This is a genomic window from Pedobacter frigiditerrae (assembly GCF_004331645.1).
GTDB classification, from domain to species: Bacteria; Bacteroidota; Bacteroidia; order Sphingobacteriales; family Sphingobacteriaceae; genus Pedobacter; species Pedobacter frigiditerrae.
The window spans coordinates 1,088,041-1,101,452 of the sequence record NZ_SJSK01000001.1; the positions used below are offsets into that span (position 1 = coordinate 1,088,041).

Consider the following 13,412-nt stretch of genomic DNA (forward strand, 5'->3'; position numbering starts at 1 on the left):
ATTTAACTAAAACAAATGATGACAATGAAAACGATTAAAAAAGCGATAGCCTTAAGTTTAGGCTTAGTAATGATGGGTGGTACTGCCTCATTTGCCCAGAGTTTAGCTGATGCCAAGAAGGCAATCGACGCTGAACAGTACCAGAAAGCTACTGCTATGTTAAAAACATTAGTGGCATCTCAAGCTAAAGACGGAAATAACTATTTTAGTCTTGGTAATGTTTATTTATTAACAGATGAGATTGATTCGGCAAGAGCTGTTTTTACAAGTGGAACAACAGCTGATCCTAAAAATGCGTTAAATTTTGTTGGCCTTGGCCATGCAGATTTAATGGCAAATAATGCAACATCTGCAAAAACAAATTTTGATAAAGCCTTACAATTAGGAACAAAAGATTATCAAACTTACTTACAAATAGGAAAAGCTTATTTAGCACAAAAAACTCCTGATTATGCTGCTGCATTACCTAATTTGCAAAAAGCAGATGAGTTAGATGCAAAAGATAAAGATCCTGAAACTTTCTTGGCATTAGCTGATTATTGGGCTATGCAAGTTAAAAATACGGAGGCTTATCCACTGTATTTAAGAGCTTTAGATATCAATCCAACTTTGTATCGTGCAAACGTGCAAATTGGTAGAATGTATAAAATGGCTTTTGCTTTCCCAGAAGCGGACACAGAATTGAAAAAAGCTGTTGCTGGTGATCCTAATTATGGCCCTGCTTATCGTGAATTAGCAGAAAATGATCAACAATGGTCACGTGCTTCTGATCCAAAAACTGCTGAAGCAAAAAGAGCTTCATCTCTTGAAAACATGCGTAAATATTTGGATTTAACTGATAAATCGTTTGATTCTCGATTACGTTATGCACAATTTTTGGTGTATGCAAATGATTTTGCAACACTTGGGAAAGAAGTTGCAACCTTAAATGCCCCTAATGCAAATGATCCTAAAAACTTTGTAGTTATTCGTATGCGTGGCTACTCTGCGGTAGAGAATAAAGATTTTCCTCAGGGAGTAAAATATATGGAAGAGCTTTTTGCAAGAAAGCAAGATGCTTCTCGTGTAATTGGATCTGATTATCTTTATTTAGGTAAGGCATTACAGGGTACAGGTAATGACAGTTTAGCTGTATTGAATATTACTAAAGGTGTTGAATTAGATACAACAAAAGTTGAAGAATTAACACCAATTGCTCAAAAATTATTTGCTGCTAAAAAATATGCTCAAGCAGCTGATGTTTACAGAAAAGTAATTTCTCTCAATAAGAAAAATCCTGCGATGGGTATTAACCAATATTGGTTAGGCTACTCTGATTATTGGAATTATGCAACAATGCCTAAAGAAAAACAGGCTGTTGAAAAAAAGGTCTTAGTTGAAGCTGACTCAGCATTTACTAGGTTGTTAGCTATTGCACCAGAAACTGAAGCTGGCATCTTGTACAGAGCCCGTATTAATAAATTGATGGATAATGCTGAGGCTCCTGTTGGATTAGCAGTTCCATTTTATGAAAAATATATTGAGTTGGTTACAGTTACGAAACCTGAAAAAGCTTCTATACCTTCTAATATTAAAGGTCTAATAGATTCTTATAATTATTTAGGAGCTTTTACAGCTGCAAAGGATAAAGAAAAAGCGAAAGAATATTTTAATAAAACTTTAGCTCTTGATCCGGCAAATGCAAATGCGCTTGATAATATTAAGTATTTAACAGCACCAGCTGCACCGGTAAAAAAGGCTCCAATTAAAAAATAATAATTCTTAATAGATAAAAAGAAAAAGGCAGGGTTTGTAATCCTGCCTTTTTCTTTTAATTTTGCCTAAAATAATACAAGATGGAAACTGCAAGTTCGGCACAGGATTTTTTACCAATTATATTTCAAGTTATTGTTGCTTTAGGCTTTGTGGTAGTAACATTGTTTGCTACACACTTTTTAGGCCCTAAACGTAAAACAAGTGATAAGCTTTCGACTTTTGAGGCAGGTGTTAAAGTTGTAGGAAATGCTCGTCAGCCATTTTCTATTAAATACTTCTTGGTTGCGATATTATTTGTACTGTTTGACGTAGAGGTTATCTTTATGTACCCTTGGGCAGTAAACTTTAGAGAACTAGGATGGAATGGAATTATAGAGATGTTCATCTTTATGGGCACACTTTTATTGGGTTTCATCTATATTTTAAAGAAAAAAGCTTTAGACTGGACATAGTCAGTTATCAATTTTTAGTATGCAATTAGCGAACTAAAAATTGAAAATAGTCAACCGTAAACTATTTTATTTAGAAAGATTCTAAATGCCAATCCCTTAATCAAATTACTTTTAAAATATTGTAAATTTGTTGCTTATTCTCAATTTGGAATAAGCATTTTTTGTTTAATGACATGAGTGAAATTAATATAGTAGATGCGCCACCGGGTATAGAAGGTTCAGGCTTTTTTGCTACCTCTTTAGATAAAGTTATCGGTTTGGCACGTTCACATTCATTGTGGCCTTTACCATTCGCAACTTCTTGTTGTGGTATCGAGTTTATGGCAACTATGGGTTCTCATTACGATTTTGGTCGTTTTGGTGCAGAAAGATTAAGTTTTTCTCCACGCCAAGCAGACCTTTTAATGGTAATGGGTACCATTGCAAAAAAAATGGGTCCTGTTTTAAAGCAAGTTTATCTACAAATGGCAGAGCCTCGTTGGGTTATCGCTGTGGGTGCTTGCGCATCTAGTGGAGGAATTTTCGATACTTATTCTGTGTTACAAGGCATCGATGAGATTATTCCCGTTGATGTTTATGTGCCAGGTTGCCCTCCTCGTCCAGAAGCTATTTTAGATGGCTTTGGTAAGATACAAGAACTGGTTAAGAACGAATCTGGTAGAAGAAGATATTCTGACCAATACAAACAAATGTTAGCTTCTTACGGAATAGAATAATGGCTAAAGCAACAAATACAGAAATTATTGATTTGCTTGGCGAGAAATTCGGAGAGCAACTTTTTGATGTAACAGAACCTTATGGCTTACTTACTTTTTCAACTACAAAAGATAAAGTAATTAATGCGCTAACTTTCTTAAAGGAAAACGGAAAAATCAATTTCAATTTCTTGACTGATTTAACGGCAGTTCATTACCCAGAAAAAAATCAAATAGCAGTGGTTTACCATTTGCACAGTATGGTTAGCGGGATTAGAGTGAGGCTTAAAGTTTTCATCCACGAGAATGAAGCAACTATTCCAACTGCATCAACCTTGTGGAATTCTGCAAATTGGATGGAGAGAGAAACCTATGATTTTTTTGGGGTTAAGTTTGAAGGGCATCCTGATTTAAGAAGGATTTTAAATATGGACGATTTGGGTGTACATCCTATGCTTAAACAATATCCACTAGAAGATCCAAACAGAGTTGATAAAAAAGACGAATACTTTGGTAGATAAGAACTAATGAAGCACAATCAACCAGTATATACAGATAATGATCCGCAGAGCGAATTGGTGACCCTAAATTTAGGCCCAACTCACCCTGCTACACACGGTGTTTTTCAAAACGTTTTGCAATTAGATGGCGAGCGTATTGTTAGCGGAGTTTCTACTATTGGATATATCCATAGAGCATTTGAGAAAATTGCTGAACATCGTCCATTCTATCAAATCACACCTTTAACCGACCGTTTAAATTATTGTTCATCTCCTATTAATAATATGGGGTGGCACATGACGGTTGAGAAATTATTGAATATCCAAATTCCTAAACGTGTTGATTACCTTCGTGTAATTATCATGGAATTGGCGAGGATTTCGGACCATATCATCTGCAATACTATTATTGCTCAAGATACTGGTGCAACTACAACTTTCCTTTACTTATTCCAGTTTAGAGAACATATTTATGAGATCTACGAAGAGATTTGTGGCGCTCGTTTAACGACTAACATTGGTCGTATTGGTGGTTTAGAAAGAGATTTTAACGATATCGCCTTTGCGAAAATCAATAAATTTTTAAAAGAATTCCCTGTAGCGTTAAGAGAGTTTGAAAGCCTTTTAAACCGTAACCGTATTTTTATTGATCGTACTGCTGGCGTTGCCGAAGTAACTCAAGAAAATGCTTTAAGTTTTGGTTGGACTGGCCCTTTATTACGTGCAACTGGAGTTGATTATGATGTTCGTACTAGCGAACCCTATTCATCATATCAAGATTTTGACTTTGAAATTCCAGTGGGAACAAGTGGCGATATTTATGATCGTTATTTAGTTCGTAACGAAGAAATGTGGCAAAGTGTAAGAATTATCGAGCAAGCTTTAGAGAAATTGAAAAGTGAACCAGCAGGGATTTTCCACGCTGATGTGCCAGAATTTTACTTACCAGGAAAAGAACAAGTTTACAATAACATGGAGGCATTAATCTATCACTTTAAAATTGTGATGGGAGAAATTGATGCACCAAAAGCAGAAGTTTACCACGCTGTAGAAGGTGGTAACGGAGAGCTAGGTTTTTATTTGATAAATGATGGTGGTAGAACACCTTATCGTTTACACTTTAGAAGACCAAGTTTTATTAATTATTCGATGTTCGCAAAAATGAGTGAAGGTATGCTGTTATCAGATGCCATTATCAATATGAGTAGCATGAACATTATTGCAGGAGAATTAGATGCTTAAAGTAGAAGAACAACAACAACCTGTAGAATTTTCATCGGCTTTAGTAGAAAAGTTTGATGAGATTGTTAGTCGTTATCCCGCTGGAAAACAAAAATCAGCTTTGCTACCCTTATTACATTTGGTACAAGCAGAATTTGGTTGGACAAGTGCTCCTGCAATGGATAAAGTTGCTGAGTATTTAAACATCGAGCCAATTGAGGTTTATGAAGTAGCATCTTTTTATAGCATGTACTTTTTACAGCCAAAAGGAAAATATGTATTAGAAGTTTGCAGAACTGGACCTTGTTGTTTAGTTGGTGCAGAAAAGATAATGGCACATATTGAAGGAAAGCTTGGCGTTAAAGAAGGTGAAGTTACGGCTGATGGCTTATTTAGCTGGAGAGGTGTTGAATGTTTGGCGGCTTGTGGTTATGCTCCAGTTTTGCAGATTGGCCCTGAATATACTTTCTACGAAAACTTGACTGAACAATCAGTTGATACATTAATAGACAATTTACGCAATAAATAATGGGACGTAAACTATTATTAGAACATATTAACGTACCTGGCATTAACACGCTAGCCGTTTATCGCGAAAAAGGCGGATACCGTGCTGTAGAAAAAGCACTAAAAACCTTAACTCCTGATGAAGTGGTTGAAGAAGTTAAAAAATCGGGTTTACGTGGTAGAGGTGGCGCTGGTTTCCCAACGGGAATGAAATGGAGTTTCTTAGCTAAACCAGAAGGCGTTGCTCGCTATTTGGTATGTAATGCTGATGAATCTGAGCCTGGAACATTCAAAGACAGATATTTAATGACTTACATTCCTCATGCTTTAATTGAGGGAATGATTGTCGCTAGTTTTGCTCTTGGTGCTAAAACATCATACATCTACGTTCGTGGTGAGATGATGCCTCAAATCCGTATTCTAGAAAAAGCAATTGCTGAAGCTAAGGCTGCTGGATTTTTAGGTAAAAATATTTTAGGAACAGGATACGATTTAGAATTGTACGTACAACCTGGTGGTGGTGCTTACATCTGCGGAGAAGAAACTGCTTTGTTAGAGTCACTGGAAGGTAAAAGAGGAAATCCTCGTATTAAACCCCCTTTCCCTGCAATTGCTGGATTATATGGTTGTCCAACAGTAGTAAATAACGTTGAATCAATTGCTGCAGTTGTGCCAATCATTAACGATGGAGGTGATGAATATGCCAAAATCGGTATTGGTAGAAGTACAGGTACAAAATTAATATCAGCTTCTGGAAACTTGGTAAAACCGGGTGTTTATGAAATTGAATTAGGGTTACCTGTTGAAGAATTTATCTACTCTGATGAATATTGCGGTGGTATTGCAAATGGTAAAAGACTAAAAGCTACTGTAGCTGGAGGTTCTTCGGTGCCAATCTTGCCAGCAAACTTAACCTTAAAATATGCTAACGGTGAACCTCGTTTAATGAGTTACGAATCACTTTCTGAAGGTGGCTTTGCAACAGGAACAATGTTAGGTTCGGGTGGTTTTATTGCTTTTGATGAAGACCAATGTATTGTTAGAAATACTTGGAATTTCTCTCGCTTTTATCATCATGAAAGCTGTGGACAATGTTCACCTTGTCGTGAAGGTACTGGTTGGTTAGAAAAAGTATTGCACAGATTAGAATACGGACATGGAAAAATGAGTGATATCGACTTGTTAGTTGATGTATCTAAAAAAATAGAAGGAAATACAATTTGTCCATTGGGTGATGCAGCGGCTTGGCCAGTTGCAAGTGCAATTAGACATTTTAGAGATGAGTTTGAATGGCACGTAAAAGAGCCAGTTAAGAGCTTAAGTAGTAATTATGGTTTGGCCAATTACGCTGTTCCGATAGAGAAAAAAGTTGAAGAAGTTAAACAGGATAATCTTTAACCATGAGTGATTTAATGAAAGTTACCATTGATGGTATAACGGTAGAAGTAGCACCAGGTACAAGTATTCTCAATGCTGCAAGGCAAATTGGGGGTGACATTGTGCCACCTGCAATGTGTTATTATTCGAAGTTAGAAGGTAGTGGTGGTAAATGTCGTACTTGTATTGTGAAGGTAAGTAAAGGTTCTGAGAAAGACCCTCGTCCGATGCCTAAGCTAGTTGCTTCTTGCCGTACCACAGTAATGGACGGAATGGAAGTTCAAAATATCACTTCTCCAGAAGTTTTGGAAGCAAGAAATGGTGTTGTGGAAATGTTATTGATTAATCACCCGTTAGATTGCCCAATTTGTGACCAAGCTGGCGAGTGTGATTTACAAAACTTAGGTTACGAAAATGGATTACAGCGCACTCGTTATGAGTTTGAGCGTCGTACTTTCGAAAGAATAGACATAGGTGATAAAATCCAGTTACACATGAACAGATGCATTTTATGTTATCGTTGTGTGTTTACGGCAGATCAAATTACCAACAAACGTGTTCACGGTATATTAAATCGTGGAGACCATTCAGAAATTTCTACTTATATCCAAACAGCAGTTGATAACGATTTCTCAGGAAACGTAATTGATGTTTGTCCTGTAGGCGCATTAACAGACAAAACTTTCAGGTTTAAAAATAGGGTTTGGTTTACTAAACCTGTAGATGCACATAGAAATTGCGACCACGAAAAATGTAATGGTAAGGTTACGCTTTGGTATAAAGGAGCTGATGTTTTACGTGTTACGGCTCGTAAAGACCAATTTGGTGAGGTTGAAGAATTTATCTGTAATACTTGTCGTTTCGAGAAAAAAGCAACGTCAGATTGGAACATAGAACAACCAACTGCTATTGCTGATACTTCAGTTATTGCATCAAATCACTACGATACTTTTAGACCTTTACCTGTTATTAAAGAAAATTTAGCTTTACAAGAAGCAAATAAAGTTGAACTAGAAAAAAGCACTAAATTCTAATGGATATAAATTTTGTAATCGAGAAGTTTTTGCTGGTGACTATTCTGTTCTCCATTAGCTTGGTAATAGCAATGTATTCTACTTATGCAGAGCGTAAAGTGGCGGCATTTTTACAAGATAGACTTGGACCTGATAGAGCTGGTCCCTTTGGTATTTTACAACCATTAGCTGACGGTTTAAAAATGTTCATGAAGGAAGAGATTATTCCTTCAAATGCAAGTAAATGGTTATTCATGGTTGGTCCTGGTTTGGCAATGCTTTGTGCTTGTATTGGTACAGCAGTTATTCCATGGGGCCAAGATTTAACCATTAACGGAAGGGCAGTTCCATTACAAGTAACAGATATAAACGTTGGTGTACTTTACTTATTTGGAGTAGTCTCATTAGGTGTTTATGGTGTTATGATTGGTGGGTGGGCATCTAACAACAAATATTCATTATTAAGTGCAATTAGAGCTGCATCTCAAAATATCAGTTATGAGGTGGCGATGGGCTTATCTATCATCGCCCTGCTTTTGATGACTAATACTTTAAGTTTAAAAGAGATTGTTGCGCAACAACATGGTTGGCATTGGAATGTACTTTATCAACCATTAGGATTTTTAATCTTTATGATTTGTTCTTTTGCGGAAACTAATCGTGCACCATTTGATTTACCTGAATGTGAAACTGAGCTAATCGGTGGATATCATACAGAGTATTCTTCAATGAAATTGGGTTTCTATTTATTTGCTGAGTACATTAATATGTTTGTTTCATCGGCCGTGATGGCAACTTTATACTTTGGAGGTTACAATTACCCCTGGATGGATACAGTTGCCGGATTGGTTAGTCCAAATACTGCGGCATTAATTGGAACGGTTGTTTTATTCATAAAAATATTTGCATTTATCTTCTTCTTCATGTGGGTACGTTGGACAATCCCTCGTTTCCGTTATGACCAGTTGATGAATTTAGGCTGGAAGGGATTAATTCCTTTAGCTATTGCAAACATCATTATTACAGGTATTGTTATCGCTGTTGTAAATAAGTTTTAAGAGAGAGATATGGAATCATTAAGTAACAAGAAAAAAGTACTGGAACAAAAGCCACTTAACTTCGCAGAACGTATGTATTTGCCTGCTATCGTTAAAGGTTTAGGTACTACAATGAGCCACTTTTTTAAGAAAAGTTCAACCATTAAATATCCAGAACAAGAAAGAGAATTTTCAATCAACTGGAGAGGAATGCACTCTTTAAAAAGAGATGAAGAAGGAAGAGAGCGTTGTACAGCTTGTGGATTATGTGCTTTGTCATGTCCAGCAGAAGCCATTACCATGATTGCGGCTGAGCGTAAACCAGAAGAGAAGGAATTATATAGAGAAGAAAAATATGCAGCGGTATATGAAATTAACATGTTACGTTGTATTTTTTGTGGATTATGTGAAGAGGCTTGCCCTAAAGAAGCTATTTATTTAGATGGACCAATTGTGCCATCGGATTATTTGCGCAAGGATTTTATCTACGGAAAAGATAAATTGGTTGAAGCACCTTTAGAGGTAAAATAGTTTGTCATTCAGAGCGTAGCGAAGAATCTAATATAGAGATGCTTGGACAAGCTCAGTATGACAAGTAATAGAAAAACGAATAAACTAAACAAATAAAAATTAATGGGTACTTCAGTATTCTATTTTGTAGCAACATTAAGCATCATCTTTTCACTGATGGTTATCTTTTCGAAGAATCCTATCCACAGTGTTTTGTACTTGATTCTTACCTTTTTTACTTTTACTGTTCATTATGTGTTATTAAACGCACAGTTTTTAGCAGTGGTAAATTTCATAGTTTACATGGGTGCAATTATGGTTTTATTCCTATTTGTATTGATGCTATTGAACTTAAACAAGGAAAACGAACCTAATAAATCAGCATTAGTAAAAATTCTCGGTGTTATTGCTGGCGGATGTTTGCTAGTAACGCTAGTTGGTTCTTTTAAAGCAGTATCAATTAATAGTCCGCTAGTTTTGCAAAACCCTAATTTAGGATTGGTTAAAAACTTAGGTAAGGAGTTATTCGGGCCGTTCATGTTGCCATTTGAATTGTCATCAATTTTATTGCTTACGGCAATGGTTGGTGCAGTATTATTAACCAAAAAAGAAGAAAAAGCAAATGGATAATTTAACATCAACCATGCAAACAGTTCCACTTAACCACTACATTTGGTTATGTGCAATTATCTTTACTATTGGTGTAATTGGTGTGTTAACCAGAAGAAATGCCATTGTGATTTTTATGTCGGTAGAGTTAATGTTAAACTCTGTTAACTTATTACTTACTGCTTTTTCAGTACACCATAATGATCCATCTGGTCAAGTATTTGTGTTTTTTATTATGGCTTTAGCAGCAGCTGAAGTAGCAGTAGGATTAGCAATTATTGTAATGGTTTACAGGAATACCCAATCAATAGATATTAATGTGTTAAATCGCCTTAAGTGGTAATTATATAGAAGAAAAGGATGATAAATAGTTTACTTTGGTTAGTTCCTTTACTCCCGCTTTTAGGCTTTGTAATTAATGGCCTAGGAAGAAATACATTCAGCAAAAGCTTGATTGGCTGGATTGGAAGTGGTGTAATTTTAGCTGCATTTCTATTAAGTGTTGATTTGTTTTTTGAATTAAAAAACAGTGGTCAATATCAAGTTAGTGTAGAACTTTTCGATTGGATCAGTGCTGGTAATTTACATATTCCACTTTCGTTCTTATACGACCCATTAAGCTCAATTATGCTGTTAATTATAACAGGTATTGGCTTTCTAATCCATCTTTATTCGATTGGATATATGCATGAAGATGCTGGTTTCGGTAAATTCTTTGCTTATTTGAACCTATTTATCTTCTTCATGTTGATTTTAGTTTTAGGTTCAAACTACATTGTGATGTTCATAGGATGGGAGGGTGTAGGTTTATGCTCTTATCTTTTAATTGGATTTTGGTATACCAAGAGCAATTATGCAAGTGCGGCTAAAAAAGCATTTGTAATGAATAGAATTGGGGATTTAGGCTTTTTAATCGGTGTGTTTTTAATCTTCAATACTTTCGGGAGTGTAGAATTTGCAAAAGTATTTCCTCAAGCTGCAAGTATGATGCCTGGTGCTGGAGTAATTACGCTTATCACCATATTATTATTTATTGGAGCCTGTGGTAAATCTGCACAGTTACCTTTATTTACTTGGTTGCCGGATGCGATGGCTGGTCCAACACCAGTTTCGGCATTAATCCATGCTGCAACGATGGTAACGGCTGGTATTTACATGATTGCTCGTTCAAGTGTGTTGTTCAACTTAGCGCCAACTACTCAAATGATTATTGCAATCATCGGTACGGCGACTGCTTTAATAGCTGCAATTATTGCTTTAACACAAACAGATATTAAAAAAGTATTAGCTTATTCGACAGTATCACAACTGGGCTATATGTTTTTGGGTTTAGGTGTTGGTGCTTATACAGGTTCATTCTTCCATGTTTTAACTCACGCTTTCTTTAAAGCATTGTTATTCTTAGGCGCTGGTTCTGTAATTCATGCTATGCATCATGAGCAAGATATGCGCCACATGGGTGGATTAAAATCTAAGCTTAAAATTACTTTCGCTACGATGATGATTGGTACTATCGCTATTGCTGGAATACCACCATTTTCAGGTTTCTTTTCAAAAGATGAAATTTTAGCTCACGCATTCGAATACAATAAAGTGTTATGGGCAATTGGTTTATTAACGGCATTCTTAACAGCATTTTATATGTTCAGAATGATGTTCTTGACATTCTCTGGAAAATACCGTGGAACACATCATGCAGAAGAACATATTCATGAATCACCAAAAGTGATGACTTATCCATTAATCGTGTTAGCTATTTTAGCAGCAGTTGGTGGACTGATAAATATTCCACACGTATTTGGTGGTAACGAATGGTTGGCACATTGGTTAATTGGTGCAGGTATCGCTCCAAAAGAATTAGAGTTAAGTCATACAGAAGAATTTGCTTTAATGGGCGCTTCAGTGTTAGCAGCTTTAGTTGCTTTAGGTTATGCTTATACTAAATATGTTAAAAATGCTCACGTTCCAGTTCCTGATGAAGGTAAACGTTCAGTTTTGGCAAAAATATCATATAACAAGTTTTACTTAGATGAAATTTATAATGCCATTATCACTAAACCTTTAGATGCGTTCTCTAAGTTTTTCTATCGCATTATAGATAAAAAAGTTATTGATGGTTTAGTAAATGGATTTGGCTGGTCGGCAACAGAAGGAAGCAAAGGTTTACGTCTTTTACAATCTGGTAATGTTGGCTTCTATATATTTATGATGGTATTCGGTATCGTCGCTTTGTTATTGTATACTTATTTATCTATCGCTTAATTCGGTTCAACAAATATAAATGGAACTATTATTACTCCTATTTTTACCTCTTGTAGGTGCAATTGTTACCTCACTACTTAAGGGCACTGCTGCCAAGGTAAGTGCTTTAGGTTTTGCACTTTTATCGCTTTGCGTTACAATTGGTTTATTAACTCAGTTTACGCCAGATGCAACAACTCAGTTTGCAGTAAGTTATCCTTGGATACAGCAATTAGGAATAAACTTCCACGCTGGTATTGATGGCATAAGTATGATAACAGTTATTTTAACAAACGTTTTAATGCCGTTAATTATTCTAGCTAGCTTTAAGCATGAATACAAAAATGCGAATGCTTTTTACGCATTAATATTATTCATGCAGAGCGGATTGCTATTGGTATTTACTGCATTAGACGGGTTTTTGTTTTACATAGGATGGGAAGCAGCTTTAATTCCAATTTACTTTATCTGCGCAATGTGGGGAGGAAAAGATAGAATTAAAGTAAACATGAAGTTTTTTGTTTACACGATTGCGGGTTCACTTTTCATGCTAGTTGGATTAATCTATTTATATCTTCAAGCTAAAAGTTTTGATATTAATGCCTTTTATGCTTTAAACTTAGATTCGTATCAACAAGGATGGGTTTTCTGGGCTTTCTTTATTGCTTTTGCTATTAAGATGCCAATATTTCCTTTTCATACTTGGCAACCAGATACTTATACAGAAGCTCCAACAACTGGAACAATGTTATTATCAGGTATCATGTTAAAAATGGGTATTTATGGCGTAATTAGATGGTTATTGCCAATTGTACCACAAGGTGTAAATGATTGGATTTGTGTGGTGATGATTCTTTCAGTTATTGGAATTATCTATGCTTCATTAATTGCCTTTACGCAGAAGGATGCTAAACGTTTAGTGGCTTATTCGTCAATTGCACACGTTGGGTTAATCTCTGCTGGAATTTTCGCAATGAGCACTCAAGGATTGCAAGGCGTTATGGTGCAAATGTTAAGTCATGGTATTAATGTGGTCGGTTTATTCTTTGTATTGGATATCATTTCATCTCGTCTTAAAACAAATAAGATTGAGGAATTGGGCGGACTAGCAAAAGTTGCTCCGAAATTAGCCATCACTTTTTTGATTATCGTGTTAGGAACAGTTGCATTGCCTGGAACGAATGGTTTTATTGGAGAATTTTTATTGTTATACGGGGTTTATAACTACAACATGTGGTTAGGCATCGTAGCAGGATTAACAATCATATTTGGTGCAGTGTATATGCTTAGAATGTATCAAAAGGTAATGTTAGGTACAACAAACGACTTAACAATTGGCTTTACCGACATTAAAGGAACAGAAAAAATTGTGTTGTATAGTATTTGTGCATTAATTATTGTGATGGGTGTTTATCCAAAACCAATCATGCATTTATCTGAGGCATCGGTACAGCATTTATTAGAACAAATAAAATTAAAAGGGTTAAACTAAACA

At 35.8% G+C, this 13,412-nt stretch carries 14 protein-coding genes; all 14 read left to right on the forward strand.

Translation table 11 applies throughout. The features are described from left to right. The first annotated feature begins 24 nt into the window (after positions 1-24). The 14 genes from EZ428_RS04635 to EZ428_RS04700 all read left to right on the forward strand — a co-directional run bounded on the left by EZ428_RS04635 (position 25) and on the right by EZ428_RS04700 (position 13,409). Positions 25-1,755, forward strand: a complete 1,731-nt coding sequence (locus EZ428_RS04635) for a tetratricopeptide repeat protein (protein WP_131551931.1) — start codon at positions 25-27, stop codon at positions 1,753-1,755. A gap of 80 nt (positions 1,756-1,835) precedes the next feature. Further along, positions 1,836-2,207, forward strand: coding sequence for an NADH-quinone oxidoreductase subunit A (locus tag EZ428_RS04640; protein ID WP_131551932.1), 372 nt, complete (start codon positions 1,836-1,838; stop codon positions 2,205-2,207). 173 nt (positions 2,208-2,380) lie between these two features. Beyond that, positions 2,381-2,923: an NADH-quinone oxidoreductase subunit B gene (locus EZ428_RS04645; RefSeq protein ID WP_131551933.1), complete on the forward strand. Its 543-nt coding sequence runs from the start codon at positions 2,381-2,383 to the stop codon at positions 2,921-2,923. Continuing rightward, positions 2,923-3,423 (forward strand): NADH-quinone oxidoreductase subunit C, encoded by a 501-nt coding sequence (locus EZ428_RS04650; protein WP_131551934.1) that lies wholly within the window; start codon positions 2,923-2,925, stop codon positions 3,421-3,423. The genes EZ428_RS04645 and EZ428_RS04650 overlap by 1 nt, the downstream gene beginning before the upstream one ends. A gap of 6 nt (positions 3,424-3,429) precedes the next feature. Beyond that, positions 3,430-4,644, forward strand: a complete 1,215-nt coding sequence (locus EZ428_RS04655; RefSeq protein WP_131551935.1) for an NADH-quinone oxidoreductase subunit D — start codon at positions 3,430-3,432, stop codon at positions 4,642-4,644. Next, the gene (locus EZ428_RS04660; protein WP_131551936.1) at positions 4,637-5,152 is read left to right on the forward strand and encodes an NADH-quinone oxidoreductase subunit NuoE family protein; all 516 of its coding nucleotides are present in this window, start codon (positions 4,637-4,639) and stop codon (positions 5,150-5,152) included. Before EZ428_RS04655 ends, EZ428_RS04660 begins: the two co-directional genes overlap by 8 nt. Next, the gene (gene nuoF, locus EZ428_RS04665; RefSeq protein ID WP_131551937.1) at positions 5,152-6,528 is read left to right on the forward strand and encodes an NADH-quinone oxidoreductase subunit NuoF; all 1,377 of its coding nucleotides are present in this window, start codon (positions 5,152-5,154) and stop codon (positions 6,526-6,528) included. Before EZ428_RS04660 ends, nuoF begins: the two co-directional genes overlap by 1 nt. A gap of 2 nt (positions 6,529-6,530) precedes the next feature. Continuing rightward, entirely contained in the window at positions 6,531-7,541 is a 1,011-nt protein-coding gene (locus EZ428_RS04670; RefSeq protein WP_131551938.1) for a 2Fe-2S iron-sulfur cluster-binding protein, read from the forward strand. Further along, on the forward strand, positions 7,541-8,578 hold the full coding sequence (gene nuoH, locus EZ428_RS04675) for an NADH-quinone oxidoreductase subunit NuoH (protein ID WP_131551939.1): 1,038 nt from the start codon (positions 7,541-7,543) through the stop codon (positions 8,576-8,578). The genes EZ428_RS04670 and nuoH overlap by 1 nt, the downstream gene beginning before the upstream one ends. 9 nt (positions 8,579-8,587) lie before the next feature. Next, a complete protein-coding gene (locus EZ428_RS04680; RefSeq protein WP_131551940.1) occupies positions 8,588-9,088 on the forward strand; it encodes a NuoI/complex I 23 kDa subunit family protein in 501 nt (166 codons plus the stop codon). Between the two features lie 102 nt (positions 9,089-9,190). After that, positions 9,191-9,697 (forward strand): NADH-quinone oxidoreductase subunit J family protein, encoded by a 507-nt coding sequence (locus EZ428_RS04685; protein WP_131551941.1) that lies wholly within the window; start codon positions 9,191-9,193, stop codon positions 9,695-9,697. Beyond that, positions 9,690-10,019 carry an NADH-quinone oxidoreductase subunit NuoK gene (gene nuoK, locus EZ428_RS04690; RefSeq protein ID WP_131551942.1) on the forward strand — a complete coding sequence of 110 codons (330 nt, stop codon included), beginning with the start codon at positions 9,690-9,692 and terminating at the stop codon, positions 10,017-10,019. Before EZ428_RS04685 ends, nuoK begins: the two co-directional genes overlap by 8 nt. 17 nt (positions 10,020-10,036) lie before the next feature. Further along, on the forward strand, positions 10,037-11,938 hold the full coding sequence (nuoL, locus tag EZ428_RS04695) for an NADH-quinone oxidoreductase subunit L (protein ID WP_131551943.1): 1,902 nt from the start codon (positions 10,037-10,039) through the stop codon (positions 11,936-11,938). Positions 11,939-11,957: 19 nt separating this feature from the next. Further along, positions 11,958-13,409: a complex I subunit 4 family protein gene (locus tag EZ428_RS04700; RefSeq protein ID WP_131551944.1), complete on the forward strand. Its 1,452-nt coding sequence runs from the start codon at positions 11,958-11,960 to the stop codon at positions 13,407-13,409. Positions 13,410-13,412: the final 3 nt, after the last annotated feature.